Raw genomic sequence first — 25,647 nt, 5'->3', positions numbered from 1 at the left:
GATTTCGAGGGGATCGACGATTTCGAGGGTGGGTGAGAGGCCGATGATCCTCGGAATCGCGGATCTCCTCGGAATCGCAGGCGCTCCGACCTCATGCGCGGGCAGCGCATCGTGTGTCCCCGCGAGTCGCCGCGGGTCGCCCCGGCAACCGCTGGGTGACGCCGCGTGACCTCGCGTTGACACGTGTGACAGGGTGCCTCGCGGCATCCGCTCGTGCTCTCTACCGTCGTGTTCAGGAGGTCGACATGACACGACTCATCATCGGCGCGATGGTCAGGGCGATCGGCGCCTACCCCTCGGGGTGGCGATACCCGGGCGCTCATCGCGACCCGCGCGGCGACGCGGCCGTGCTGCGGCGAGCCGCCGAGGTGGCCGAGGCCGCGCGACTCGACTACCTCTTCTTCGGCGACTGGCTCGCCACGGGCCACGACCTCGAGTTCCAGGATCCGTACCTCGTCGCCCGCGTCGACCCGATCGCGGCGATCACCTACCTCGCGGGCGTCACGAGCCGCATCGGGCTGATCGCGACCGCGAACACGAGCTACTCCGATCCGTACACCCTGGCCCGTGCGACGGCCTCTGCCGATCTGCTCTCTGGCGGCCGTGCCGGCCTCAACCTCGTGACGGGCGCCGAGCCGCGCGCAGCAGCCAATCACGGCGTCGACTTCCACACCGCGAACGAGTCGCGGTTCGATCGCGCGGTCGAGTTCGAGATCGTGCTGCGGCGGCTCTGGGACTCCTTCGACGACGACGCGATCGTCGCGGATGCCGCGAGCGGCGTGTACCTCGACCCGCAGAAGCTGCACGCCACCGACTTCCACGGCGAGCATCTCAGCGTGACGGGTCCGCTCAACGTGCCGCGCCCGGTGCAGGGCCACCTGCCGATCGTGCACGCCGGCATCTCGCCGCGGTCGCGACTCTTCGCCGCGCAGAGCGCCGACCTCGCGCTCGTCGCCGTCGGCGACCGCGAGCAGGCGATCGCGATCCGCGAGGAGTTGCGTTCGCTGGCCTTCGAGTCGGGTCGCGACGACCGCACGCTGAAGGTCATCGCGCCCGTGCTGCCGATCGTGGGGGAGACGCGCGAGCACGCCCAGTCGATCGCCGACGAGCTCAGCGAGCTCGTGCAGATCGCCGAGGACTGGCCCAGCGGCCCGCCCGCGGCGTTCCCGTCGAACCGCTCGCTTGCGCAGCTCTCGCTTCTCGTGGGGGTCGACCTCGGCGGGCTCTCGCCCGACCGCGCGGTCACGCCCGCGCTCGTGGCCGAGTTCAGCGCCGCCGGACAGGAGCTCGTCGAGATCGTCGCCGAGCGCACGGGGCGCAGCCCGTCGGGCGATCGGCCGCCGACCCTGCGGCACCTCGTCGTCGCGGCATCCGTCAACGCGTCGATGATCGTCGGCACCGCCGACGACATCGCCGCCGAGTTCGAGGCGTGGGGCGCCGCCGGCGCGGTCGACGGGTTCAACGTGCTCTCGGCGGTGCAGCCGCAGCAGTTCGAGGCGTTCGCGTTCCAGGTCGTGCCCGAGCTGCAGCGGCGGGGAATCCTGCCGACCGAGTACACGGGCGACACGCTGCGCGACCACCTCGGACTCGCGCGCCCCGAGAGCGTTCATGCCACGATCGGCGATCCGGGAGGCGTTGTCCAGCACGGCCACGGGCAGGGGTCGCGCGGACGACTCGCGTCGACGCGGCGGCATCCGTAGCGCAAGGGCGGGCAACTGTGTGTCGCAATGTGTCGCGGTGTGACCCTTCGCGGCGAGCGTGGTTGAGGGCGATTCCGGCGATCCGTAACCTGTCGCGGACACCCGCAATCGAGGAGCATCCGTGACGGTCACCGAGCAGTTCGCGACGCGCGACACCGCGCGCCGTGCACCGGCCGCTCAGGCGACGGATGCCGCGGCGCGACCCCGATCCGGCGGGCCCGGCCCGCTCGCGGTGCTCGCCGACGCCGGCCTCGAGGTGCCCGTGCTCGGCGGTGGGTTCGTGCGACACGTGAACCTCGATGTCGCGGCCTCGGCGCCCGCGTTCGACGTCGTGGCGCAGCAGGTGACGCGCGTGCTGCCGTACTACGCGAGCGTGCACCGCGGGTCGGGGTACCCGTCGCAGCTGTCGACCTCGCTCGTCGAAGACGCCCGACTCGCGGTGGCCCGGCATGTCGGCGCCCGAGACGACGACCTCGTCGTCTTCACCCGCAACACGACCGACGCACTGAACCTGCTCGCCGGTGCCGTGCCCGGCGACACGGTGGTGCTCGACCTCGAGCACCACGCCAACCTGCTGCCCTGGCGTTCGCGCCGGCTCGTCGAGGGGCGGGCGACCATCGCCGCGACCCTCGAGGCCCTCGACGCCGAGCTCGCCCGCACGCCGGCCGCGCTGCTGTCGGTGACCGGCGCATCGAACGTCACCGGCGAGGTGCTGCCGATCGACCGGCTCGCCGAGATCGCCCACGCACGCGGCGCCCGCATCGCCGTCGACGCGGCGCAGCTGCTGCCGCACCGCCGGGTCGACGTCACGGCGTCGGGCATCGACTACCTCGCCTTCTCGGGCCACAAGGCGTATGCGCCATTCGGCGCCGGCGCCCTCGTGGGCCGGGCCGACTGGCTCGACGCGGCACCCGCCTACCTCGCGGGCGGCGGCGCCGTCGCCGCGGTGCGGGCCGACGGGGTCGACTGGAAGCACGGGGTCGAACGACACGAGGCCGGCACCCCCAACGTCATCGGCGCGGTCGCGATCGCCCGCGCGCTCGCCGAACTCGAGCGGCTCGGCGACGACGCGCGACGCGACCACGAGCACGCGCTCACGCAGCGACTGCACGCGGGCCTCGCCGGCCAGCAGGGCGTGCGCGTGCTCAGTGGATTCAGCGAGCCGGTCGATTCGAACGGCGGGCCGAGCGACCGGCTCGGCATCGCGACGATCGAACTGGAGCGCGGCTCCGTCGGCCTCCTCGCCGCGGCGCTCGGCGCGGAGCACGGCGTCTCGGTGCGCGCCGGCCGATTCTGCGCCCACCCCTTCTTCGAGCGCACGGCCACCCGGTCGAACGGCCTCCGGGCGAGCCTCGGCGCCGGCAGCTCTGCCGACGACGTCGACCGGTTCCTCGACGCGCTCGCCCGCCTCGTCGCCGATGGCCCGGCCCACGCCTACGACCACTCGCCCGAGGGCTGGTGTCCGCGCGTCGACGACCGCCCCCGCCCCGACTTCGCCCTCGCCTGAGACAGGTCTCCGCCCTCGCCGGAGACCACGCCTGCGGGGGCTTCCGTGTGAAGGCGGCATCGCGCGGCCATCCGTCATCGAATCGATACGCAACGCCCGCTCGTCGTGGTCCACACTTGGCGCATGGGATCAGCGTTGACCACCATCGGACTCCCCGTCGCCCTCGGCATCATCATGTTCGGGCTCGGACTCTCACTCGCCCCCGGCGACTTCGCGCGCGTGGCGAAGCATCCGAAGGCGGTGATCATCGCCCTCGTCTGCCAGCTGCTCGTGCTGCCGGCGCTCTGCCTCGGCCTCGTGCTCGTCTTCCAGCTGCCGCCGGTGCTCGCGGTCGGCATGATGCTGCTCGCCGCCTCGCCCGGCGGCACGACGGCGAACCTGTACAGCCACCTGTTCCGCGGCGACGTCGCCCTGAACATCTCGCTCACGGCGATCAACTCGGTGCTCGCGGTCTTCACGCTGCCCCTCATCACGAACCTCGCGATCACGTACTTCCTGCCGGGCGACGACGGGCTCGGGCTGCAGCTCGCGAAGGTCGTCGAGGTGTTCGCGATCGTATTGCTGCCGGTCGCGATCGGCATGCTCGTGCGCTGGTGGCGCCCGGGCTTCGCCGACCGCATGGACAAGCCCGTGCGCATCGCGTCCGTCGTCATCCTCGTGGTCGTCATCGCCGGGGCGATCGCCTCGAACCTCGAGCTGCTGCTCGAGAACTTCGGCAGCCTCGCCGCCATCACGGTGCTCTTCTGCGTGCTGAGCCTCACGATCGGCTACCTCGTGCCGCGGCTGCTGCGCGTCGGGCCGGCCCAGTCGATCGCGAGCTCGTTCGAGATCGGCATCCACAATGCGACGCTCGCGATCGTCATCGCGCAGACCGTCATCGGCAGCGTCGAGATGAGCCTGCCCGCCGCGGTCTACGGCGTGCTGATGTTCTTCGTGGCGCTCGCCTTCGGCTTCCTGATCCGCCGGCGGGGCCCGGCGCCCGAGCGAGCGGATGCCGCGGCCGACGGCGTGCCCGCCGAGAGCAGAGGTGCCGGGGAGCCAGCGAGCTGAGCTCCCGGCCGGCCGGTGCGGAGGTGCCGGCGACCCGCGCGGATTCGTAGACTGGGCGGGTCACGCAGGGAGGGGACGGCATGCAGCCGCTCGACGAGAAGGTCGTTCGCTCGCTCTTCGGCAATGCGAACGCCGCCGAGGTCGAGCAGCTCGCGCTGCCCGTGCACTTCTTCGTGACCGAGTGGGCGCCGCTCGACGCCTTCGGCTGGCGAGACCCCCGCATCCCGTCGCGCGGCTACCTCGTCACCGAGATCGAGGGGATGCCGGTCGGCATCGTGCTCCGGGCCGCCGATCGCACCGGCTCGCACCACCGCGCGGCGATCTGCAACCTCTGCCACACGCATCAGCCCGGCGACCAGGTGGAGCTGTTCTCGGCCCGGCGCGCGGGCGCTGCGGGCGAACGCGGCGACAGCATCGGCACCTACATCTGCGCCGACCTCGCCTGCCAGGAGACCGTGCGGCTCGGCCGCCCGCCTGCGCCGTCGGAGGTGCTGCCGAGCGTGCACGAGCTCGAGCGCATCGAGGGGCTCGCGCGCCGCACACGGGCGTTCGTCGCCGACGTGCTCGGCCTCGCCTGAACGCTCAGGCGTCAGGCCGCGGCATCCGGAACCGGCTCGAGCGTCGGCCGCTTGGCCGCGCGCCCGTCGCCCGACGAACGGCCGGTGAGGCGCCGCCCGATCCACGGCAGGACGAACTCGCGGTAGTACGCGGCGGTGTTGCGGCTCTTGGGGCCTGCAGGCGCAGCGGCGACCTCTTCGACGCCCCACTCGGCCGGGACGGCGACGCCCAGCCCGGTCAGCACGTTGCTCGCGACGCGCGCGTGGCCGAGCGCGTTCAGGTGCAGCTTGTCGGGCGACCAGTAGCGGATGTCGCGGAGGCCCACGTCGTTGAAGTTGTCGACGAAGGTGACGCCGGGGCGGTCGGCGAGGTCGACGAGCGCCGCGGTGAGGCGCGCGCCGCGTGCGTCGAACACCTTGCCCATGGGGATGTGGTCGGTCGGGTTCGCGCCGCTCAGCATGAGCACGTGGATGCCCTCGGCGCGGATGCGCTCGATCGCGTCGCGGAAGCGGGAGGCCGTGACCTGCTCGTCCATGCGGGGGCGCAGCATGTCGTTGCCGCCGCCGTTGAAGCTCAGGAGCTCGGGCCGCAGCGCGATCGCGGGGTCGAGCTGCTCGTCGATGATGGGGCCGAGCTTGCGGCCGCGGATCGCCAGGTTCGCGTATCCGATGGGCTCGCGCGCGGCGGCGGCGAGGCCGATCGCCACGAAGTCGGCCCAGCCGCGCACGGAGCCGTCGGGGAGCTCGTCGCCGACGCCCTCGGTGAAGCTGTCGCCGATCGCCGCGTAGGAGTGGAACATGCCTCCACGCTATCGCGGGCCACCGGCGGCGTCGCCGCGCGGCCTCCGCTTCGGGGGCGCCGCGCCGGCAGCGCCGCATCGCCGGGTGCTCAGCCCGCAGTCTGCTTGGGCTCGATCTCGCAGTCGGCGCCGGGGTAGAGCAGGGTCTCGTGGCCGTCGTCGAACCGCACGAGGTAGGGCGGGCCGCCGTCTTCGCCGCGGATCTCGAGGATCTCACCGCGGCGGGTGGCTTGGCCGACCTGCTTGCCGTGGATGATGAGGCGTTCTCCGACGGTTGCGTGCATCGCGTCCTCCTCCGAGTCCTTCCAGCGTACGCCGGTGGGTCACGAGGTGGAAGGTGCGGGAGGCTGCCGGAGGTCAGTCGTGGCGCGCGTCGGGCATGCGGTCGATCGCGCGCCGATTCATGGCGATGAAGAAGCGGTTCTTCTTCGTGTTCTGGAAGGCGGCACAACGCCAGGTCGCCCCGTCTCGCACCATGACGAACGTCTGCACCTTGTCGTGTCGAATGCGGGCACCCTTGCCGATGCCGCCCTCGGTCAACACGACTGCGACACCGGGTGCGATGAACCGCAGGTCGAGCATTCGCATCGACATGCGGCTGCCGCGCTGCCACGTGCCGAAGACGGGGATGTGCGCACGACGGATGGCCGCCTGCCCGAGGTCGTGCAGTCCTGCGAAGATCACGTAGCTCGCGTCCTCGGTGAACTCGGCCGCGTAGGCGTCGGCATCGCCGGCATCCCATGCCGCCCGGATGCGGTCGAGCGCAACGAGCACTTCCGCCTGCTCGTCCGTGGTCATTGTCGTGGTGGTCGTGTTCTTCATGAATCTCATCCTGGCATGCACACTGCCATAATGCAATCTGCACTAATGAAGTCCGCCGGTAGGCTGGTCTGGTGAGCACCCGGGACCGTCTGCAGCGAGCTGATCGAGACTTGCCGTCGCTGACGGTGCTGGCACTGCTCAGCCTGGGGCCGCGACATACCTACGACATGCACCGGTTCATGGTCGCCACTCGCAAGGACTTCGTCGAGGGCCTGCCCCGCAGCCTCTATCACGCGGTCGACAGGCTCGAAGCGTCCGGTCTCGTCATCGAGGCCGGCGCAGAGCAGACTCCCGGCCGGCCCGAGCGAATGCGGTATGCCATCACCGATGCCGGGCGAGCGGAGCTGCGACGACGTGTCGCACTGCTGCTCGCGACGCCCGAGCCCGACGCCACGCTCGCCTACGCCGCGCTCTCGTTCGTCGGTGCACTCGGCCCGGGTGAGACGGTGGCAGCGTTGCGTGCTCGCGTCGCCATGATCGAGTTGAAGCTCACCCGGCTCGCGGATGATCTCGCCGAGGCTGCCGGGGTGCCGCGTCTGCTGCTCCTCGAAGCCGAGTTCGAGCAGTCGCGGCTGACTGCCGAGAAGGAATGGATGGCAGGGCTCATCGTCGAGCTGGAGTCCGGAGGCCTGCCGTGGCCCGACCTCTCCGAGGTGCCGGCCCCTGGCTGGTGAGTCTGGACCGGCTCTTCCCGATCGCCGCCTCGACGGATAGGGTGGCCGGAGTGGGTCAGATGTCCCACTTCGAGCCGAGCGGATGCCGCGGCATCCGCTCACCGCCGCCAGCCGACGAACAGCGAGGTTCCCCATGGCCGATGCCGCCACCCCCGACCGCCCGGGCGAGGCGCTGACGTTCCCGCAGGGATTCCGCTGGGGCGCCGCCACCGCGGCCTTCCAGATCGAGGGCTCGACGCGCGAGGGCGGCCGCGGCGAGTCGATCTGGGACGTCTTCACGCGGACGCCCGGCCTCGTGATCGACGGCTCGAACGCCGAGCTCGCGGCCGACAGCTACCGTCGGTACCGCGACGACGTCGCACTGCTCGCCGGGCTCGACGCCGACGACTACCGGTTCTCGATCTCGTGGCCCCGGGTGCAGCCCGGTGGCACGGGGCCGGCGAACGAGGCCGGGCTCGCGTACTACGACCGCCTCGTCGACGAGCTGCTCGCCGCCGGCATCGCGCCCGTGCCGACGCTCTACCATTGGGACCTCCCGCAGGAGCTCGAGGCCGCCGGCGGCTGGCTGAACCGCGACACCGCCTACCGACTCGCCGAGTACGCCGGCCTGGTGGTCGACCGACTCGGCGATCGCGTGCAGCGCTGGATCACCCTCAACGAGCCCGCGATGACGACCCTGCAGGGCTACGCGCTCGGCAGCCAGGCACCGGGGCACGCGCTCATGATGGGGTCTTTGCCGACCGCCCACCACCAGCTGCTCGCGCACGGACTCGCCGTCGCCGCGATCCGCGAGCGGGGCGACGCCGAGGTCGGCATCACGAACAACCACACCCTGATGGTGCCGGCGACGGATGCCCCGGCCGACCTGTTCGCCGCGGGAGCCTTCGACCTCATCTACAACCGCATCTTCGCCGACCCCGTGCTCACGGGCGCCTACCCCGATCTCTCGGGCTTCGGCCTCGAGGCGATACCCGGGCTCGAAGACGGCGACCTCGAGCTGATCGGCGCGCCGCTCGACTTCTACGGCATCAACTTCTACAACCCGACGCGCGTTGCGGCGCCTGCCGAGGGCTCCGAGTTCGCCGCGGCCGGCCTGCCGTTCGAGCCCGTCGAGTTCGAGGACGTGGCGACCACGGGATTCGACTGGCCGATCATGCCCGAGACGTTCACCGAGCTGCTCGTCTCGTTCGCGCGCGACTACGGCGAGCGGCTGCCGCCCGTCGTCATCACCGAGAACGGCGCGTCGTTCCCCGACGAGGTCGTGGAGGAAGCCGTCGACGGCGGGGTGCGGTGCACCGTGCACGACGAGCGGCGCATCGGCTACCTCGACGAGCACATCGCGGCGGTGCGGCGGGCGATCGACGAGGGCGTCGACGTGCAGGGCTACTACCTGTGGTCGCTCACCGACAACTTCGAGTGGGCCGAGGGGTACACGCAGCGCTTCGGGCTCGTGCACGTCGACTTCGAGACCGGCGAGCGCACGCCCAAGGACTCGTACGCCTGGTATCGCGACCGCATCGCGAGCTCGCGCGGCTGACGTCTCGGGGCGTCAGTCGACCGCGAGGAGCGCGGCCCACAGGTCGGCCCGGGCGTGGAAGCCCGAGAGGTCGCGGCCGAGCAGGCGCTCGGCGAGCGCGATGCGGCTCCGCACGGTGTGACGGTGCACCCCGAGCGCCTGTGCGGTGGCGTCGAACTGGCCGCCGTGCTGGAGCCACGTGCGGGTCGTCGTGAGCAGCGTCGTGCCGTTCTCGGCGTCGTGCTCGGTGAGCGGGGCGAGCGTCGCGAGCGCGACGGCGCGGGCATCGGTGCGGGCGAGGAACGCGAGCACGCCCTGCCGGCTGATCTCGTCGAACAGCACGACGCCCGAGCCCGATTCGCGGGCGCGTTCGACTGCTCGCAGCGCCTGCTCGTGGGCGAGCGCGATGCCGCCCGTGCCGACCGGGTCGGAGAGGCCGACGGGCAGTTCGAACTCGGTCGCGAGCTCATCGGCGAGCCCGGTGTCGACCTCCTCGAGCAGCAGCACGAACTGCTCGTCGTCGCGGCCGAAGAAGAGGCGTCCGCCGCGCTCCTCGACACGCAGCTCGAGCAGCTCGGTCAGGCGGTCGACAGCGGTGAGCGGCGCATCCATCACGGCGATGCGCATCGGCGCCGACGGGAGCGGCCCCCACATCTCAGTCGCGACCCGCTCGGCGAGCGTCAGATCACCCGCGAGGATGCCGCGGAGCAGCCCCGAACGCAGGTGGCCGCGTGCTCGGTCGAGGTCGCGGTTCTGCTCGAGCGCGAGGCCGGCGAGGGCGATCACCGAGGTGACGACCTCGCGACCGGCCTGGTCGAGCTCGGGGGAGTCGCCGATCGCGAGCACGCCGCGGAGCGCGCCACCACCGCCGAGGGTCTGCAGCGTCATCCGCTGCGGTGACTCGGTCGACTCGCCGGCGACCACCGTGCGGCTGGCGCGTTGTCCGCGGCGGAGCATCGAGCGCGCCTCGCCGACGACCTCGCCGAGCAGCGGCTGGCCGAGTCCGTCGTCGGGCGCTTCGCGGTCGAGCGACCCCGTGGCGTCGATGAGTCCGACCCATGCCCCCAGGCGGTGGGAGAGTTCGGCGAGCGTCGCGGACAGACCGTCGGGGCGGAGGGCGGCGAGCGAGATCGCACGCTGTGCGTTCAGCGCCCAGGCCTGCCGTGCGTAGGCGTCTTCGGCGATGAGGTCGGCGACCGTGCGGGCGATCGCGATGAACGGCACCCGGTAGGGCACCTCGAAGAGCGGGAGCCCCTGCGCAGTGCAGGCCTCGACGAGCGACTCGGGCGTGCCCTCGCGGATCACCTCGGTGCCGAATCCGAGGGCGGCGACTCCCGTCTCGCGGAGCCGCGCGACGTAGCCGGAGGCGAAGCCGACCTCGGCGTCGTCGCCGAACTGGGTGCCGGTCGTCAGGAGCACGTGGCCGGCATCGAGGAAGGGCGTGGGATCGGCGAGGTCGGAGCTGTGCGCCCAGACCACGCGCGCCGAGAGCGCCCCCTCGGGCAGTTCGGCTGCGGGGGTGCGCAGGCCGAGCGCGAGCTCGGGGCGGTCGAGCAGGGTCTGCACGGTCGGCTGCACGGGGCTCCTCTTCCTCGGCGGGGATCGAATGTACGTGGTGTCCAAACGGATGCACCTGAGTGTACACGCGGGCGCTGAGGCATCCGCTCGGGCCGACCTAGCATTGGCGGCATCAGCCACCGTCGTCACCCCGCATCGGAGCACTCATGACTCTCGTCGACACCCCGGCCACCCTGACCGGAGGACCCTCGCTCGCCCAGGAGCGCCGTCTCGTCACCGCCATCCCCGGCCCCCGCTCGCAGGAGCTCATGGCCCGCAAGGCGGCCGCCGTCGCCGCGGGCGTCGGCCACACCCTGCCGATCTCGGTCGTCGCAGCGGGCGGAGGCGTCATCGTCGACGCCGACGGCAACTCGCTCATCGACCTCGGCTCGGGCATCGCCGTCACCGGCGTCGGCAACTCGGCGCCCCGCGTCGTCGAGGCCGTCACCGCGCAGCTGAACTCGTTCACGCACACGTGCTTCACCGTCTCGCCGTACGAGGGCTACGTCGCCGTCGCCGAGAAGCTCAACGAGCTCACCCCCGGCGACCACGTCAAGCGCACCGCCCTCTTCAACTCGGGTGCCGAGGCCGTCGAGAACGCCGTCAAGATCGCCCGCCACTTCACGAAGAAGCAGGCCGTCGTCGCGTTCGACCACGCGTACCACGGACGCACGAACCTCACCATGGGCCTCACGGCGAAGAACATCCCGTACAAGAGCGGCTTCGGCCCGTTCGCGTCCGAGGTGTACCGCGCACCTCTCAGCTACCCCTTCCGCGACGGCGGCCTCTCGGGCGCCGAAGCGGCGGCCAAGGCCATCTCCGTCATCGAGAAGCAGGTCGGCGCCGAGAACCTCGCCGCGATCATCATCGAGCCCATCCAGGGCGAGGGCGGCTTCATCGTCCCGGCACAGGGCTTCCTCTCCGCGCTCGTCGAGTGGGCCCGCGAGAACGACGTCGTCTTCATCGCCGACGAGGTGCAGACCGGCTTCGCCCGTACCGGTGCCTGGTTCGCGAGCGAGCACGAGGGCATCGTTCCCGACGTCATCGTCACCGCCAAGGGCATCGCCGGCGGCCTGCCGCTCTCCGCGGTCACCGGCCGTGCCGAGATCATGGACTCCGCGATGGCCGGCGGCCTCGGCGGCACCTACGCGGGTTCGCCCATCGCCTGCGCCGCCGCACTCGCGACGATCGAGACGTACGAGCAGGACGGCCTCATCGAGCGCGCCCGCGAGATCGGCTCCGTGCTCATCGGCCGCCTGAACGCGCTGCGCACCGCCGACCCCCGCATCGGCGACGTCCGCGGACGCGGCGCCATGGTCGCGATCGAGCTCGTCGACCCCGCCACCGGGGCTCCCGACGCCGCGCTCACGAACGCGGTCGCGAAGTACGCGCACGCCAACGGCGTCGTGCTGCTGACCTGCGGCACCTACGGCAACGTCATCCGCTTCCTGCCCCCGCTCACCATCTCCGACGAACTGCTCATCGACGGCCTCTCGGTCGTCGCGGAAGGACTGAAGAACGCATGACCGACCTCCTGGCGGCGACGACGACGTCGACCGCAACGTCGGATGCCGCGGCATCCGCTGCCCTTCGACAGGCTCAGGCAGCCGGCGCGGCCGCGCAGCACATCGCGACGCCCCTCACCGACGCGCGCTCCCAGCTCGCCGAGGCGGTGGGCCTGCTCGGCTACACCGACGGACTGCACCAGATGCTCGCGACCCCGCGCCGCGAGCTGACCGTCGCCGTGCCGCTGCGCATGGACTCGGGTGAGAGCCGGCTCTACATCGGCCACCGCGTGCAGCACAACTTCTCACGCGGCCCGGCCAAGGGCGGCCTGCGCTACGCACCGAACGTCAACATCGACGAGGTGCGGGCGCTCGCGATGTGGATGACCTGGAAGTGCGCCCTGCTCGACGTGCCGTACGGCGGCGCGAAGGGCGGCATCGCGATCGACCCCCGCGAGCACTCCAAGGCCGAGCTCGAGCGCGTGACCCGCCGCTACACGAGCGAGATCCTGCCGATCATCGGCCCGGAGCGCGACATCCCCGCGCCCGACATCGGCACCGACGAGCAGACGATGGCCTGGATCATGGACACCTACTCCGTGACCAGCGGCTACACGGTGCCCGGCGTCGTGACCGGCAAGCCCATCGCGCTCGGCGGTTCGCAGGGGCGGGCGAGCGCGACCTCGCGTGGGGTGACCCACATCGCGCTCGCCGCGCTCCGGCACCGCGGCATCGAGCCGTCGCGCGCGACCGCAGCGGTGCAGGGCTTCGGCAAGGTCGGTGCGGACGCCGCACGGTTCCTCTCCGAGGCCGGCGTCACCGTCGCCGGGGTCAGCGACCAGTACGGCGCCGTGTTCAACGCGACGGGCCTCGACATCGAGGCGCTCGGGGGCCACGTGCGCGCCACGGGTTCGGTCGTCGGCTTCGCCGGCGCCGAGGCGATCGACGGCGCGCAGCTCATCACGCTCGACGTCGACCTGCTCGTGCCGGCCGCCGTCGAGGGCGTGCTGCACGAGGGCAACGCGGCCTCGGTGCAGGCCACGGTCATCGTCGAGGGCGCGAACGGTCCGACGACGCCCGGTGCCGACCGCATCCTCCGCGAGAACGGCGTGCTCGTCGTGCCTGACATCCTTGCGAACGCGGGCGGCGTCATCGTCTCGTACTTCGAATGGGTGCAGGCGAACCAGGCCTACTGGTGGCGCGCCGACGAAGTGGAGTCCAGACTGGAGGAGCGGATGCTCAGCGCGTGGCAGCACGTGCTGGGATACGCCGAGACACGGGGGCTCTCGCTTCGCACCGCCGCGACGGCGCTCGCCGTCGAACGCGTCGCCGAAGCGCACAAGCTGCGCGGGCTCTACCCCTGATCGCGGCATCCGCACCGCTCTCGACCCCGTCACCCCGAATCATCGAACGGAAACCACACGCATGACGACCGCAACACAGGAAGCGACCGTGCTCGACCGCATCAACGGCGGGCTCTTCATCGGCGGCGAATGGGTCGACGCGGAGGGCGGCAAGACGCTCGCCGTCATCGACCCCGCGACCGGGGCGACGATCAAGGAGATCGCCGACGCCTCCGTCGCCGACGGCACCAAGGCGCTCGACGCCGCGGTCGCCGCGCAGGACGCGTGGGCCGCGACGGCTCCGCGTGAGCGCGGCGAACTGCTGCGCCGGGCGTTCGACCTGCTGCAGGAGCGCAAGGAGGACTTCGCCCTCCTCATGACGATGGAGATGGGCAAGCCCCTCGCCGAGGCACGCGGAGAGGTCGCCTACGGCGGCGAGTTCCTGCGCTGGTTCAGCGAGGAGGCCGTGCGCATCTCGGGCCGCTACGGGCTGAACCCCGAGGGCACCGGCAACATGATCGTCTCGCAGCGCCCCGTCGGCCCGTCGTTCTTCATCACGCCGTGGAACTTCCCGCTCGCGATGGCGACCCGCAAGATCGCGCCCGCGCTCGCCGCAGGCTGCACGGTCGTCATCAAGCCCCCGGCACTCACCCCGCTCACGACCCTCGCGTTCGTGCAGCTGCTCGAAGAGGTGGGCCTCCCGGCCGGCGTCGTCAACGTCATCGCGACGTCGACCTCGTCGAAGGTCTCGGGCCCGATCATCGCCGACCCGCGCCTGCGCAAGCTCAGCTTCACCGGTTCGACCGAGGTCGGCCGCAGCCTCATGAAGGAGGCCGCGCAGGGCATCCTCCGCACGTCGATGGAGCTCGGCGGCAACGCGCCGTTCGTCATCTTCGAGGATGCCGACCTCGACAAGGCGGTCGACGGCGCGATGCTCGCCAAGTTCCGCAACATCGGGCAGGCCTGCACCGCCGCGAACCGCTTCATCGTGCACGAGTCGGTCGCCCACGAGTTCGGCAAGCGCGTCGCCGAGCGCGTGCAGGCGATGCGCGTCGGCCGCGGCACCGAAGACGGCATCGCGATCGGCCCGCTGATCGATGCGAAGGCGGTCGCCTCGACCGACGAGCTCGTCAACGACGCCGTCTCCAAGGGCGCAACGGTGCTCACCGGCGGCGCCGCGATCGAGGGCGAGGGCACGTTCTACGCCCCGACCGTGCTCGGTTCCGTGCCGGCCGACGCCCGCCTCCTCCGCGAGGAGATCTTCGGCCCGGTGCTCGGCATCACCACGTTCTCGACGGAGGACGAGGCTGTGCGCCTCGCCAACGACACCGAGTACGGCCTCGTCTCCTACGTCTTCACGCAGGACCTCGCGCGCGGCCACCGCATGATCAACCGCCTCGCCACGGGAATGATGGGCCTGAACACCGGCCTCGTCTCGAACGCCGCCGCGCCGTTCGGCGGCATCAAGCAGTCGGGCATCGGCCGTGAGGGCGGGCTCGAAGGCATCCACGAGTACCTCGACACGAAGTACACGCTCATCCCCGTGAGCTGAACCACCCGAGCGGATGTCGCAGCTCGCGCTGCGGCATCCGCTCGCCCAGGTCTCGATACGGCCCTGGAGGCCTACTCGACCAGCAGGACAACCGAAGGAAGTACGAACACCATGGAACGCATCGACTGCGACGTCGTCATCGTCGGCGCCGGGGCCTCGGGCCTCACCGCCGCCACCAAACTGAGGGCCGCCGGCAAGTCCGTCGTCGTGCTCGAGGCGCGCGACCGCATCGGCGGCCGCCTCTGGACCGACGACATCGACGGGGCCATGCTCGAGATCGGCGGCCAGTGGGTCTCGCCCGACCAGGACGCCCTCATCGAGACCCTCGAAGAGCTCGGCCTCGCAACGTACGAGCGCTACCGCGAGGGCGAGAACGTCTACATCGCCGAGAACGGCGAGCGTCGTCTCTTCGAGGGCGACATCTTCCCGGTGCCGGCCAAGACCGAGGGCGAGATCGTCGGCCTCATCGAGAAGCTCGACGCGCTCGTCGCCGAGATCGACCCCGACGCGCCGTGGGCGCACCCGCGCGCGAAGGAGCTCGACGAGGTCTCGTTCGCCGAGTGGCTCGGCACCCAGACCGACGACGAAGAGGCCAAGCTCAACATCGGCATGTTCATCGCCGGTGCCATGCTCACCAAGCCCGCCCACGCGTTCTCGGCGCTGCAGGCGCTGCTCATGGCGGCATCCGCCGGCTCGTTCTCGAACCTCGTGGACGCAGACTTCATCCTCGACAAGCGCGTCGTGGGCGGCCTCCAGCAGGTGCCGCTGCTCCTCGCGGAGCGCCTCGGCGACGCCGTGCGCACCGGTCAGGCCGTGCGCACCATCCGCTGGACGCCGGATGCCCCCGACGCCGGTGTCGTCGTCGTGACCGACTCCGTCGAGGTGCACGCGAAGCACGTCGTGCTCGCGCTGCCGCCGATCCTGATCAGCCGCATCTCGTACGAGCCGCCGCTGCCCCGTCGCCAGCACCAGATGCACCAGCACCTCTCGATGGGCTTCGTCATCAAGGTGCACGCGGTGTACGAGACGCCGTTCTGGCGCGAGCAGGGCCTCTCGGGCACCGCGTTCAGCCCGTACGAGCTCGTGCACGAGGCCTACGACAACACCAACCACGACGACCCCCGCGGCACCCTCGTCGGCTTCGTCTCCGACGAGGAGGCCGACGGTGTCTTCAGCCTCTCCGCCGAGGAGCGCAAGGCCCGCATCCTCGAGTCGATCTCGCACTACTACGGCCCCGAGGCCCTGAACCCCGTCGTCTACTACGAGAGCGACTGGGGTTCCGAGGAGTGGACCCGCGGCGCGTACGCTGCGAGCTTCGACATGGGCGGGCTCGCGCGGTACGGCGCGGACCTCCGCGCCCCCGTCGGACCGATCCACTTCTCGTGCTCCGACATGGCGGGCAAGGGCTACCAGCACGTCGACGGCGCGATCCGCGTCGGCCGCGAGGTCGCCGACGAGATCCTCGGCACGAGCTGATGGTCACCCGCATCGTCGTCGGCTACACGGCGAACGAATCCGGCGCCGACGCGCTCGCCCTCGGCGGGCGACTCGCGGCAGCCAGTGAGGCGCTCCTCGAAGTCGTGATGGTGCTTCCCATCGAGGCGCGCGGCGCCGTCGTGCCGCCCGACACCGGATACGAGCGCCACCTGAAGGAGCGCTCGCGGGGTTGGCTGGCCGAGGCATCCGCTCGACTGGGCGACGGTGTCGAGCAGGCGCTGCACATCCGCTACGCCGAGTCGTTCGCCGAAGGCCTCGTGGCGGCGGCGCACGAGTTCGACGCGTCGCTCATCGTCGTCGGCGCCGCGCGCGGCGGTCTGCTCGGCCGGTCGCGCATCGGCTCGGTGGCCAACGACCTGCTCCACGCGTCCGACGTGCCCGTGGCGCTCGCTCCCGCGGGTTCCCGCGAGGTGCCCGTCTCGCTCGGCGTCACCCGCATCACCGGTGCCGTCGGCACGCGCTCCGGAGCGGGGTCGGTGCTCGACATCTCGGTGCGCCTCGCCCGCCTGACGCACGCGCCGCTGCGGCTCGTGTCGCTCGTCTCGATCGACCTCCCGGCCGGCATGGACGAGGAGCTCGCGTCCCTCGCGAGCACCGCTCACGCCGACGACGTGCTCGAGGCGGCGCGACGTGCGCTGCCCGCCGGGACGACGGCCACCGCGGTCGTCGCGACCGGCGACACGATCGAGCAGGCGGTCAAGGCGCTCGAGTGGCACGCCGGCGAGGTCGTGCTCGTCGGTTCCAGTCGCCTCGCGGCCTCCAGCCGCCTCTTCCTGGGCTCGACGGCATCGAAGATGCTGCGCGAGCTGCCGGTGCCGATGATCGTCGTGCCGCGCTCCACCTCCTGAAGGACCATGCAATGACGCAGCAAGAACCCGTCCAGCACCACACCGAGCCGCATGCGCCGCTGACCACGGCGAGCGCCGCGATCGACGGCAAGGAGGGGGGCATCTCGAAGAAGGGCCTCTCGGCCGGCTCGGTCGGCCTCATCGGCGCGATCGTCATCGGCATCTCGTGCATCGCCCCCGCGTACACCCTGACGGCTGCGCTCGGCCCGACGGTGTCGGAGGTCGGCGTGCAGGTGCCCGCGATCATCCTCGTCGGCTTCATCCCGATGCTGCTCGTCGCCTTCGGCTACCGCGAGCTCAACCGCCGCATGCCCGACTCGGGCACCTCGTTCACGTGGGCGACCCGCGCGTTCGGGCCGTGGGTCGGCTGGCTCGCGGGCTGGGGGCTCGTCGCCGCGACGATCCTCGTGCTGTCGAACCTCGCGGGCATCGCGGTCGACTTCCTGTTCCTCCTGATCTCGCAGATCGCGGGCAATCCCGAGATCGCCGACATCGCCGCGAACCCGTTCGTGAACGTCGTGACGTGCCTGCTGTTCATGCTCGGGGCGACCTGGATCTCGTACCGCGACATGCAGACGACGCAGAAGCTGCAGTACTGGCTCGTGGGCTTCCAGGTGCTCGTGCTCGTGGTCTTCTCGGTCGCAGCGCTCATCGAGGTCGCGAACGGCAACGCCTTCGACGCGACGCCGATCGAGCTGTCGTGGTTCAACCCGTTCGCCGTCGAGTCGTTCTCGGCGTTCGCGGCGGGCCTGTCTCTCTCGATCTTCATCTTCTGGGGCTGGGACGTCACGCTCACGATGAACGAGGAGACCCGCGGTTCCGAGAAGACGCCCGGCCGCGCGGCGACCATCACGGTCGTCACGATCGTGATCCTGTACCTGCTCATCGCGGTCTCGCTCATCTCGTTCGCGGGCGTGGGCACGGGGGAGTACGGCCTCGGCAATCCCGACATCCAGGACAACGTCTTCTTCCACCTCGCCGGACCGATCCTCGGACCGCTCGCGGTGCTCGTCTCGCTCGCCGTGCTCACGAGCTCGGCGTCGAGCCTGCAGTCGACGTTCGTCTCGCCCGCGCGCACGCTGCTCGCGATGGGTCACTACGGCGCGCTGCCCGAGAAGTTCGCGAAGGTCAGCCCCCGCTTCTTCACGCCCGGGTACGCGACGATCGTGTCGGCGATCGTGGCCTCGGTCTTCTACGCGGTCATGCGCTTCGTGAGCGAGAACGTGCTGTGGGACACGATCACGGCCCTCGGCATGATGATCTGCTTCTACTACGGCATCACGGCGTTCGCGTGCGTGTGGTTCTTCCGCTCGGTGTGGTTCCGCTCGGTGCGGAACGTCTTCTTCACCCTGCTGTTCCCGCTCATCGGCGGCGTGATCCTCGCGGTGCTGTTCTTCACGACGCTGATCGACAGCATGGACCCGGCCTACGGCAGCGGCTCGAACGTCTTCGGACTCGGCCTCGTCTTCGTGCTCGGCATGGTGGTGCTGCTCTCGGGCGTCGTCATCATGCTGTGGCAGTGGCGCAAGCGCCCGGCCTTCTTCCGCGGCGAGACGCTCTCGCGCGCGGTCGCAGAGGACTGAGCCCGAGGTTCAGTACAGCCGAGGCTGCCCCCTGCGACACCAGGGGGCGGCCTCGTTCCGTCGTGCTGCTCGGCGCTGCGAAACAGACTCCGACCGTTCTTGCGCCGGAACTGCAACGAATCACCCGTTGCCGGACATGTCTTCTGTGAGGGCATGCATCCGAAGGGACGAACACATGAACGACGACTTCATCCACCCCGCCGACCTCGAACTGCCGCCCACGCAGCCGCTCGACATCACGGCGTACCTGCCGGACCCGCGAGATGAGGCAACTGCATAGCGAAGAGCCGCTCCCGCATTCGTCCGGATTCCTCATGTGAGTTCTGCCTCACATGAGGCGGAACTCACATGCGCCCGGTGGGAGCCTGCTGAGCCCGGCTTTCCAGATGGGTCGGGGGTGCGATAGATCGCGCGCGGCGCGCGCGGCGCGCGCGGCGCAGGCGGCGCAGGCGGCGCAGGCGGCGCAGGCGGCGCAGGCGGCGCAGGCGACGCAGGCTGCGCCGGCGTCACAACCCGTAGACGGAGGCCCCCGCCACCACGGTGCGCACGACCTTCGCGCTGAGCAGCGATTCCTCGCCCGCCGTGAACACGTCGGTGTCGAGCACGACGAAGTCGGCGGCGAGCCCGGCGGCGAGACTCCCGCGCAGGTGCTCCTCGCCGCAGGACGCCGCGGCATCCCGCGTCGCATGGACGATCGACTCGGCGAGCGGCAGCGCGAACTCGGGCTGGTTCGTTCCGTACGACGGGTCGAGCGCCGAGCGCCGGGTCGCGGCGACGTACATGTTCGGCAGTGCCTCGTGGGGCGCTGTCGGCGCGTCGGTCGAGAACGCGAGCAGCGCGCCCGCCTCGACGTACTCGGGCCAGGCGAAGCCGCGGTCGGCGCGCTCGTCGCCGAGCATCGCGGCCCAGTTCGCCCAGACCGCAGGGTCGGCGTGCACGGGCTGCATCGACGCGGTGACGCCGAGCCGCGCCATCCGCTCGGCCGTGCCCGGCGCCGCGTACTCGAGGTGCTCGATGCGGTGGCGTCGGGCGCGCTCGCCGTTGACCTCGTGCGCGTGCTCGAGGGCGTCGAGTGCGTGATCGCTCGCGAGGTCGCCGATCGCGTGCATCGCGACCTGCAGGCCGGCCGCGTCGGCCGCCGCGACGACCGGCTTCAGCCGGTCGAGCGGCCAGATCGGGTCGGCGTTCGAGCCGTCGGCGTACGGATGCCGCATGGCCGCCGTGCACGCATCGATGACGCCGTCGAGCACGAGCTTGATGCCCGCGACTCGGAGCCAGGGCGAGTCGACCTCCGTGGCAAGTTCGGAGGCACGCCGCACCTGCTCGAGGTTCGCCGCGTCATCGCCCGTGTTCGCGACGAACCAGTGCCCGACCACGCGGATGGGGAGGCTGCCGCCCCGGCGCTCGGCTGCACGCTGGAAGGCCGCGAGGCCGAGCTCGTCGAACGCCATGTCGACCACGCCCGTGACGCCCGTCGCGAGATAGGCGGCGATCGTGCGCTCGACCGCGGCGTCGCGGTCGGCGTCGCTCGTGACGGAGGCGAGGTGGCTCCACACGAACTGCTGCGCGGCCGTCTCGAAGAGCATGCCGTTCGGCTCGCCGTCGGCGTCACGCCCGATCGCGCCGCCGATCGGGTCGGGGGTGTCGCGCGTGATGCAGAGTTCGGCGAGCGCCGCCGAGTTCACCCAGACGGAGTGGTAGTCGTTCGCGTCGAGGTAGACCGGCACGTCGGCGACGACGGCGTCGATCATCCCCGCGACGGGGGTGCCGCCCGGCACGGAGTCGAACAGCCAGCCGCGACCGAGCAGCCGCGGCGCATCGGGGGCGGCCTCGCGGGCGGCGCGGAGTCGTGCCTGGATCTCGTCGAGCGAGCGTGCATCCGTGAGCCCGACGCGACCGAGCGCCTCGCCCATCATGACGAGGTGCGTGTGCGCGTCGGTGAAGCCGGGCAGCACGAGTCGGCCGTCGAGGTCGAGCGTCGCGGCATCCGCGCCCGCAGCTGCCCGCGCACCCTGCGCGTCGCCGACGTAGGCGAGCGTCGAGTCATCGACGACGAGTGCTTCGGCCCACTCGTTCGCCGGGTCGGCCGTGAAGACACGGGCATTGGTGACGAGCGTGCGGGTCATGCGGAGACCTCCTGGAGTTCGGCGGCGGCAGCGGATGCCTCGGCGCGCTCGCGCCGGGTCGAGAACGCGGCGACGGCGGCCACCGGCACGGCGAGCACGAAGCTCGCGACGCCGAGCACCACGGCGAAGCCCTGGAAGCCGAAGGCCTCGACGAGCGCGGCCCCGATGACGGGGGTGAGGGCTGAGCCGACGAGGTACACGGCGAGCAGCGGTGCCGACCAGCGGCCGTCGGCGTCGAGGGCCGACGAGGTCGAGACGAAGTACATGAACGCGAGGGCGTAGAGGGTGTTCCATGCGATGAAGACCACGATGAAGGTGGTCTGGTCGGTCACGAAGCCCTCGACGATCTTGAGGATGCCGCCGCCGACGAGCAGCACGGCGAGGGGCACTGCCCGGCCGAGGCGGTTGCCGACGATCATAAGCAGCACCGAGCCGATGAGCCCACCGGCGGTCGCGCCGCTGAGCGCGAGGCCGAGACCCTCGGGCGTGAGCGATGCCTGTGCGCCGCCCATGACCCCGGCCATGGCCCAGAGCGAGTCCTCGCTCACGGCCCACAGGGCGAACGAGACGAGCAGCGTGAAACCTGCGATGCGCACGGCGCGCGGGGAGGGGAGAGAGCGCGACGTCGCGGCGGCTGCTTCGAGCGCCGGCACTGCGGCCGTCGGCGGCACCTCGACGGGCACGGCCTCGGCGACGGCGACCGCCGACTTCGGCGCGATGACGGGTGCGGCGGGGAGCCATCCGCTTACGGCGAGAGCGATCACCGAGAAGATCGCGAGCGCGCCGAACACGTCGATCGGCGCGAGGCCGATCAGCGGGATGATCGCGAGGATCACCGTGACGACGGCGCGGTTCGCGAGGCCGTTGAAGCCCGCGACGCGGTCGGGGTTCGTGAACGCGGCGATCGCGGCACCGCCAGAGGCGACCGCGCCGCCGGCGCCGATGCCGCCGACGATGAGGCCGGTGATGACGGCCGTGGGCATCGGCACGAGCGCCGCGGTGGCGAAGCCGAGCACCGACAGGGCGAGCCCGACGCGGGCGACGGCGAGGCGACGCGGGCCGGCGCAGAGCGGCGCGATGGCGAGGCCCGTGACGGCGGTGGCGAGCAGCGTGGCGGTGATGATCCAGCTCGCGGTGAGCACGTCGGCGCCGATCGCCTGTTGCAGCGCGCTGATCATGTAGGGCGAGAGGTTCACGCCGAGGTAGCCGGCGATGCCGATCGTGAAGGTCGCGGTCGCGCTCGGCAGGCGGAGCGGCACGCGAACGGTGAGGTCGTTGGACACAGAGGTCTCCGGGTTGCTGGGGCACGTCGATGTGCCGGGGTCGGACGCGGCAGGGGTGTCGTCGCGATAAGTGAATGGTGTTCGTTTATTATGCATATGAGTGCCCGCGATGGGAAGAGCGGATTTCGAACGGCCGCCCGTAGGCTGAACCAGGCGATCGAACGAGGAGGTGCCATGGCCAGGCCCAGAGTGCCCCTGCTGTCGACCGAGCGCATCGCCGATGCGGCCATCGAGCTCGTCGACTCGGGGCAGGCGTTCGGCGTGAACGCGCTCGCCCGCCGGCTCGGGGTCACGCCCTCGTCGCTCTACAACCACGTCGACGGCCGCGACGGCATCATCGAGCTCATGCGCGGCCGGCTCGGGGAGACCTACCTGTCGGAGTCGCCAAGCGGAGACTGGGTCGAGGTCGTCACGCAGACGATGCGCGCCTCCCGCCGCATGTACGCGGAGCATCCGGCGATCGTGCCGCTCCTGGTCGGCAAGACGATCACCCACCCCGTGGTGATCGCGAGCTATGACCGCCTCGCGACCGCGCTGCTCGGCGCCGGGTTCCCCGACGACGAGGTCATCACCGTCATCGCGATCCTCGACTCCTTCGCACTCGGATTCGGTCTCGACCTGGCGTCGCCCGACGACATCTGGAAGCCCGAGACCCCCACGACCTCGCTCGCCCGCCTGCTCGAGCAGGCGGCGAAGGGGCCGGAGCGGTCCGACCGGGTCTTCGAGATCGGGCTCGAGTTCCTGCTCGACGCCCTACGGCTGCGCCTCGGCCGGCTCGACCTCGATTGAGCCGCTGACGCCGTCCGGATGGCACTTTCCACCGGGGCATCCGTATCGATACGGTGAACCGTGGACGCCCCGACCGCGGGCGCCGGAATGGGGAACCCGAATGGCTGCTCTCGACGACATCGTCGCCAACCTCCCGATCGGCGACATCGCCGCGAAGCTCGGCGTCGACGAGGCGACCGCGAAGCAGGCGATCGATGACGCGTTGCCTGCGCTCCTCGCAGGGCTCGGCGCGAACGCCTCCGACCCCGCCGGTGCCGCATCGCTCGAGAAGGCCGTCGCGAAGCACGACCCGAAGCTCATCGAGGGCGGCGTGAACCTCGCCGACGTCGATGAGGAAGACGGCAAGAAGATCGTGAAGAACGTCTTCGGCGACAACACCGACAAGGTCGTCACCGCGCTCGACAAGAAGGAGGGCGGCGCGGGCGACCTCATCGGCAAGCTCCTGCCGATCCTCGCGCCGATCGTGCTCAGCTTCCTCGCGGCCCAGTTCACGAAGAAGCAGGCCGAGCCGGCTGCGGCATCGAACGAGTCGAGTGGCGGTGGCATCGGCGATCTGCTCGGCGGCCTCCTCGGCGGCGGCTCGGGCTCGTCGGGCGGCGGCGGAATCGACCTCGGCGGCCTCGTGGGCGGCCTCCTCGGCGGCGGCTCGGGCGGCTCGAGCTCGGGCGGCGGCCTCGGTGACCTGCTCGGCGGCCTCCTCGGCGGCGGCAAGCGCTGATCCATCCGCGTCCGCCGGTCGAGTAGCGAGCGAAGCGAGCGTATCGAGACCTCTCACGGGTCTCGAACGCGTCCTCCTTCGTCGGGCGCTCCTCGACCGGCCATGGTCGGGAATGCACCCCCGCATAGACTGGCGGGGTGCCAGTGAACCCCGAGCTCCAGGGGCGGACCTTCCCGCCCACCGAGCCCTACCTCGTCGGTCGTGAGAAGGTGCGCGAGTTCGCCCGCGCCGTGTTCGCGACGAACCCGATCAACCTCGACCCCGAGGCCGCTCGTGCGGCCGGATACGCCGATGTCGTCGCTCCGCCGACGTTCGCGGTCGTCGTGCAGGAGCAGACGCTCGCCCAGCTGCTGGCCGACCCCGAGTCGGGCATCGACTTTTCGCGGGTCGTGCACGGCGACCAGCGCTTCACCTCGACCCGGCCGATCGTCGCCGGCGACCTGCTCACCGCGACGCTCACCGTCGCGAGCGTGAAGAGCCTGGGCGGCCACTCCATGGTCACGGCCGAGTCGGCCATCACCGATGCCGAGGGCGCGCACGTCGTCACCGCCGTGTCCACCCTCGTCGTGCGAGGAGACGAATGATGCCCGCTCCCGACTTCGCATCCCTCACCGTCGGCGACGTCGTCGCCGAGCGGTCGTTCCCCCTGACCCGCGACTCCCTCGTGCGGTACGCCGGGGCCTCGGGCGACTTCAACCCGATCCACTACCGTGACGACGTCGCCGCCGAGGTCGGCCTGCCGGGCGTGCTCGCCCACGGCATGCTGACCATGGGCCTCGCCGTGCAGCCCGTCGTCGACTGGGCCGGCGACCCCGGCCGTATCGCCGACTACCAGGTGCGCTTCACCCGCCCCGTGGTCGTCGACCCGCAGCGCGGCGCGACCATCACCGTCGCGGCGAAGGTCGGCCAGCTCGATGAGGCCGCGACCGTCGCCCGCATCGACCTGACCGTGAAGCTCGGCGACGACACGGTGCTCGGCAAGGCGCAAGTGCGCGTCCACCTCGGCTGACATGAGCGGCGACATCCGTTTCTCGGATCTCACGACGCTGCAGGTCGGCGGACCGATCGGCCGACTCGTCACCGCGACGACGCAGCGCGACCTCGTCGACCTCGCCGTCGAGACCTGGGCGACGGATGACGCGTGGCTCGCGCTCGGCGGCGGCTCGAATCTCCTCGTGGGCGACGAGGGCTTCGCCGGAACGGTCATCAGGGTCGCCACGCGCGGCATCGAGGTGCTCCCCGCGGCGCCGGGCGCCGAGGCATCCGTTCGCCTGCGCGTGCAGGCCGGCGAGTCGTGGGACGACCTCGTCGCATGGACCGTCGAGCACGGGTACGCCGGGCTCGAGGCGCTCTCGGGCATCCCGGGTTCGGTCGGGGCCGCCCCCGTGCAGAACATCGGCGCCTACGGACAGGAGCTCGCGGCGACGCTCGTCGCGATCGAGTTCCTCGACGAGGGTGCGCAGACGCCGCGACGAATGACGGCCGCCGAGCTCGAGCTCGGCTACCGCACCTCGGTGCTGAAGCAGGGGCTCGCCGGCATCGTCGTGACCATCGAGCTCGACCTGCACGACACCGCCGCCGAGCGCGCTGTGCTCGGTGAGTCGCTGGGCCAGCCGATCGCCTACGGGCAGCTCGCCGACGCGCTGCACGTGCAGCAGGGCGACCGGGTCCCGATCGCCGACGTGCGGCGCAGCGTGCTCGCCCTTCGCTCCTCGAAGGGCATGGTGCTCGACCCGGCCGACGCCGACTCGGTGAGCGCCGGCTCGTTCTTCACCAACCCGATCGTGGGGGAGCACGTCGCCCGCACCCTGCCGCCGACGGCACCCCGCTGGTACGTCGAGCCCGAGGTGCCCGACGAGGTGACGCCACTCGCCTCACTCGCGTCCGCGTCGCCGCTCGACGCGTTCCTCGCGCACCAGGCTGAGATCGAGGAGTTCGGCGACGAGGTCGCCGTGGCGGCAACGGTCGACGCCGAGTCGCTCGTGAAGCTCTCGGCTGCCTGGCTCATCGAGCACTCGGGCATCCGCCGCGGCTTCGCGCTGCCGGGCTCGCGCGCAGCGATCTCGTCGAAGCACACGCTGGCCCTGACCAACCGAGGCGGGGCGACGGCTGAAGAGATCGCGACGCTCGCGCGCTTCGTGCAGGGGCGCGTGCAGGCCGAGTTCGGCATCGTGCTGCGGCCCGAGCCCGTGCTCGTCGGCGTCGAGCTCTAGCCGGCTG

At 71.2% G+C, this 25,647-nt stretch carries 23 protein-coding genes; 17 read left to right on the top strand and 6 right to left on the bottom strand.

Features of this window, described 5'->3' with window-relative positions; all coding sequences use genetic code 11:
* Positions 1 to 245: 245 nt before the first annotated feature.
* From ESP57_RS08460 to ESP57_RS08445, 4 genes are all read left to right on the top strand, one after another.
* Positions 246 to 1,700 carry an NtaA/DmoA family FMN-dependent monooxygenase gene (locus ESP57_RS08460; protein ID WP_129231224.1) on the top strand — a complete coding sequence of 485 codons (1,455 nt, stop codon included), beginning with the start codon at positions 246 to 248 and terminating at the stop codon, positions 1,698 to 1,700.
* Positions 1,701 to 1,821: 121 nt separating this feature from the next.
* Positions 1,822 to 3,207 carry an aminotransferase class V-fold PLP-dependent enzyme gene (locus ESP57_RS08455; protein ID WP_115958887.1) on the top strand — a complete coding sequence of 462 codons (1,386 nt, stop codon included), beginning with the start codon at positions 1,822 to 1,824 and terminating at the stop codon, positions 3,205 to 3,207.
* A gap of 123 nt (positions 3,208 to 3,330) precedes the next feature.
* Positions 3,331 to 4,257, top strand: coding sequence for a bile acid:sodium symporter family protein (locus tag ESP57_RS08450; protein ID WP_129231223.1), 927 nt, complete (start codon positions 3,331 to 3,333; stop codon positions 4,255 to 4,257).
* 80 nt (positions 4,258 to 4,337) lie between these two features.
* Complete coding sequence (locus tag ESP57_RS08445; RefSeq protein ID WP_129231222.1) at positions 4,338 to 4,835, top strand: FBP domain-containing protein; 498 nt, start codon at positions 4,338 to 4,340, stop codon at positions 4,833 to 4,835.
* Between the two features lie 11 nt (positions 4,836 to 4,846).
* On the opposite strand, the gene ESP57_RS08440 is transcribed toward ESP57_RS08445, so the two are convergent.
* The 3 genes from ESP57_RS08440 to ESP57_RS08430 all read right to left on the bottom strand — a co-directional run bounded on the left by ESP57_RS08440 (position 4,847) and on the right by ESP57_RS08430 (position 6,436).
* Positions 4,847 to 5,614, bottom strand: a complete 768-nt coding sequence (locus ESP57_RS08440; RefSeq protein ID WP_129231221.1) for an SGNH/GDSL hydrolase family protein — start codon at positions 5,612 to 5,614, stop codon at positions 4,847 to 4,849.
* A gap of 89 nt (positions 5,615 to 5,703) precedes the next feature.
* Positions 5,704 to 5,898, bottom strand: coding sequence for a DUF1918 domain-containing protein (locus tag ESP57_RS08435; RefSeq protein ID WP_056005918.1), 195 nt, complete (start codon positions 5,896 to 5,898; stop codon positions 5,704 to 5,706).
* 73 nt (positions 5,899 to 5,971) lie between these two features.
* Entirely contained in the window at positions 5,972 to 6,436 is a 465-nt protein-coding gene (locus ESP57_RS08430) for an SgcJ/EcaC family oxidoreductase (RefSeq protein WP_207904511.1), read from the bottom strand.
* Positions 6,437 to 6,507: 71 nt separating this feature from the next.
* Here ESP57_RS08430 and ESP57_RS08425 point away from each other — a divergent pair, with 71 nt between their 5' ends.
* On the top strand, positions 6,508 to 7,110 hold the full coding sequence (locus tag ESP57_RS08425; protein ID WP_129231220.1) for a PadR family transcriptional regulator: 603 nt from the start codon (positions 6,508 to 6,510) through the stop codon (positions 7,108 to 7,110).
* A gap of 133 nt (positions 7,111 to 7,243) precedes the next feature.
* Positions 7,244 to 8,647, top strand: coding sequence for a GH1 family beta-glucosidase (locus ESP57_RS08420; RefSeq protein WP_129231219.1), 1,404 nt, complete (start codon positions 7,244 to 7,246; stop codon positions 8,645 to 8,647).
* A 12-nt stretch (positions 8,648 to 8,659) separates the two neighbouring features.
* Here ESP57_RS08420 and ESP57_RS08415 read toward each other — a convergent pair whose 3' ends face one another.
* Positions 8,660 to 10,204, bottom strand: coding sequence for a PucR family transcriptional regulator (locus tag ESP57_RS08415; RefSeq protein ID WP_129231218.1), 1,545 nt, complete (start codon positions 10,202 to 10,204; stop codon positions 8,660 to 8,662).
* Between the two features lie 146 nt (positions 10,205 to 10,350).
* On the opposite strand from ESP57_RS08415, the gene gabT reads away from it, so the two are divergent.
* The 6 genes from gabT (at position 10,351) to ESP57_RS08385 (ending at position 18,511) form a co-directional block, all read left to right on the top strand.
* On the top strand, positions 10,351 to 11,709 hold the full coding sequence (gabT, locus tag ESP57_RS08410) for a 4-aminobutyrate--2-oxoglutarate transaminase (protein ID WP_129231217.1): 1,359 nt from the start codon (positions 10,351 to 10,353) through the stop codon (positions 11,707 to 11,709).
* The gene (locus ESP57_RS08405) at positions 11,706 to 13,052 is read left to right on the top strand and encodes a Glu/Leu/Phe/Val family dehydrogenase (protein WP_129231216.1); all 1,347 of its coding nucleotides are present in this window, start codon (positions 11,706 to 11,708) and stop codon (positions 13,050 to 13,052) included. The genes gabT and ESP57_RS08405 overlap by 4 nt, the downstream gene beginning before the upstream one ends.
* A 61-nt stretch (positions 13,053 to 13,113) precedes the next feature.
* A complete protein-coding gene (locus ESP57_RS08400) occupies positions 13,114 to 14,583 on the top strand; it encodes an NAD-dependent succinate-semialdehyde dehydrogenase (RefSeq protein ID WP_129231215.1) in 1,470 nt (489 codons plus the stop codon).
* Between the two features lie 63 nt (positions 14,584 to 14,646).
* On the top strand, positions 14,647 to 16,059 hold the full coding sequence (locus ESP57_RS08395) for a flavin monoamine oxidase family protein (protein ID WP_341539084.1): 1,413 nt from the start codon (positions 14,647 to 14,649) through the stop codon (positions 16,057 to 16,059).
* Positions 16,059 to 16,928, top strand: a complete 870-nt coding sequence (locus ESP57_RS08390; protein ID WP_056005859.1) for a universal stress protein — start codon at positions 16,059 to 16,061, stop codon at positions 16,926 to 16,928. Before ESP57_RS08395 ends, ESP57_RS08390 begins: the two co-directional genes overlap by 1 nt.
* Before the next feature lie 11 nt (positions 16,929 to 16,939).
* Positions 16,940 to 18,511, top strand: a complete 1,572-nt coding sequence (locus ESP57_RS08385; protein ID WP_082571126.1) for an APC family permease — start codon at positions 16,940 to 16,942, stop codon at positions 18,509 to 18,511.
* Between the two features lie 506 nt (positions 18,512 to 19,017).
* Here ESP57_RS08385 and ESP57_RS08380 read toward each other — a convergent pair.
* Positions 19,018 to 20,637, bottom strand: a complete 1,620-nt coding sequence (locus ESP57_RS08380; protein WP_129231213.1) for an amidohydrolase — start codon at positions 20,635 to 20,637, stop codon at positions 19,018 to 19,020.
* Positions 20,634 to 21,920 (bottom strand): MFS transporter, encoded by a 1,287-nt coding sequence (locus ESP57_RS08375; RefSeq protein WP_129231212.1) that lies wholly within the window; start codon positions 21,918 to 21,920, stop codon positions 20,634 to 20,636. Before ESP57_RS08375 ends, ESP57_RS08380 begins: the two co-directional genes overlap by 4 nt.
* Before the next feature lie 174 nt (positions 21,921 to 22,094).
* Here ESP57_RS08375 and ESP57_RS08370 point away from each other — a divergent pair, with 174 nt between their 5' ends.
* The 5 genes from ESP57_RS08370 (at position 22,095) to ESP57_RS08350 (ending at position 25,640) form a co-directional block, all read left to right on the top strand.
* Positions 22,095 to 22,709, top strand: coding sequence for a TetR/AcrR family transcriptional regulator (locus ESP57_RS08370; RefSeq protein ID WP_165877419.1), 615 nt, complete (start codon positions 22,095 to 22,097; stop codon positions 22,707 to 22,709).
* Positions 22,710 to 22,809: 100 nt separating this feature from the next.
* A complete protein-coding gene (locus ESP57_RS08365; protein WP_056005841.1) occupies positions 22,810 to 23,427 on the top strand; it encodes a DUF937 domain-containing protein in 618 nt (205 codons plus the stop codon).
* Positions 23,428 to 23,564: 137 nt separating this feature from the next.
* Positions 23,565 to 24,011 carry an FAS1-like dehydratase domain-containing protein gene (locus tag ESP57_RS08360; RefSeq protein ID WP_082571124.1) on the top strand — a complete coding sequence of 149 codons (447 nt, stop codon included), beginning with the start codon at positions 23,565 to 23,567 and terminating at the stop codon, positions 24,009 to 24,011.
* Positions 24,011 to 24,436: a MaoC family dehydratase gene (locus ESP57_RS08355; protein ID WP_129231210.1), complete on the top strand. Its 426-nt coding sequence runs from the start codon at positions 24,011 to 24,013 to the stop codon at positions 24,434 to 24,436. Before ESP57_RS08360 ends, ESP57_RS08355 begins: the two co-directional genes overlap by 1 nt.
* Position 24,437: 1 nt before the next feature.
* Positions 24,438 to 25,640 carry a UDP-N-acetylmuramate dehydrogenase gene (locus ESP57_RS08350; RefSeq protein ID WP_129231209.1) on the top strand — a complete coding sequence of 401 codons (1,203 nt, stop codon included), beginning with the start codon at positions 24,438 to 24,440 and terminating at the stop codon, positions 25,638 to 25,640.
* Positions 25,641 to 25,647: the final 7 nt, after the last annotated feature.

The organism is Agromyces fucosus, from assembly GCF_004134865.1.
In the GTDB taxonomy this organism is placed as follows: domain Bacteria; phylum Actinomycetota; class Actinomycetes; order Actinomycetales; family Microbacteriaceae; genus Agromyces; species Agromyces fucosus.
The sequence above is the reverse complement of the archived record's forward strand: the minus strand, read 5'-3'. Positions and strand labels throughout refer to the sequence as shown.

Coding starts and splice junctions, on each gene's coding strand:
- ESP57_RS08450 (WP_129231223.1), top strand. CDS start 3,331: ATGGGATCAGCGTTGACCACCATCGGACTCCCCGTCGCCCTCGGCATC.
- ESP57_RS08380 (WP_129231213.1), bottom strand. CDS start 20,637: ATGACCCGCACGCTCGTCACCAATGCCCGTGTCTTCACGGCCGACCCG.
- ESP57_RS08460 (WP_129231224.1), top strand. CDS start 246: ATGACACGACTCATCATCGGCGCGATGGTCAGGGCGATCGGCGCCTAC.
- ESP57_RS08365 (WP_056005841.1), top strand. CDS start 22,810: ATGGCTGCTCTCGACGACATCGTCGCCAACCTCCCGATCGGCGACATC.
- ESP57_RS08370 (WP_165877419.1), top strand. CDS start 22,095: ATGGCCAGGCCCAGAGTGCCCCTGCTGTCGACCGAGCGCATCGCCGAT.
- ESP57_RS08405 (WP_129231216.1), top strand. CDS start 11,706: ATGACCGACCTCCTGGCGGCGACGACGACGTCGACCGCAACGTCGGAT.
- ESP57_RS08385 (WP_082571126.1), top strand. CDS start 16,940: ATGACGCAGCAAGAACCCGTCCAGCACCACACCGAGCCGCATGCGCCG.
- ESP57_RS08420 (WP_129231219.1), top strand. CDS start 7,244: ATGGCCGATGCCGCCACCCCCGACCGCCCGGGCGAGGCGCTGACGTTC.
- ESP57_RS08435 (WP_056005918.1), bottom strand. CDS start 5,898: ATGCACGCAACCGTCGGAGAACGCCTCATCATCCACGGCAAGCAGGTC.
- gabT (WP_129231217.1), top strand. CDS start 10,351: ATGACTCTCGTCGACACCCCGGCCACCCTGACCGGAGGACCCTCGCTC.
- ESP57_RS08440 (WP_129231221.1), bottom strand. CDS start 5,614: ATGTTCCACTCCTACGCGGCGATCGGCGACAGCTTCACCGAGGGCGTC.
- ESP57_RS08400 (WP_129231215.1), top strand. CDS start 13,114: ATGACGACCGCAACACAGGAAGCGACCGTGCTCGACCGCATCAACGGC.
- ESP57_RS08430 (WP_207904511.1), bottom strand. CDS start 6,436: ATGAAGAACACGACCACCACGACAATGACCACGGACGAGCAGGCGGAA.
- ESP57_RS08445 (WP_129231222.1), top strand. CDS start 4,338: ATGCAGCCGCTCGACGAGAAGGTCGTTCGCTCGCTCTTCGGCAATGCG.
- ESP57_RS08355 (WP_129231210.1), top strand. CDS start 24,011: ATGCCCGCTCCCGACTTCGCATCCCTCACCGTCGGCGACGTCGTCGCC.
- ESP57_RS08390 (WP_056005859.1), top strand. CDS start 16,059: ATGGTCACCCGCATCGTCGTCGGCTACACGGCGAACGAATCCGGCGCC.
- ESP57_RS08350 (WP_129231209.1), top strand. CDS start 24,438: ATGAGCGGCGACATCCGTTTCTCGGATCTCACGACGCTGCAGGTCGGC.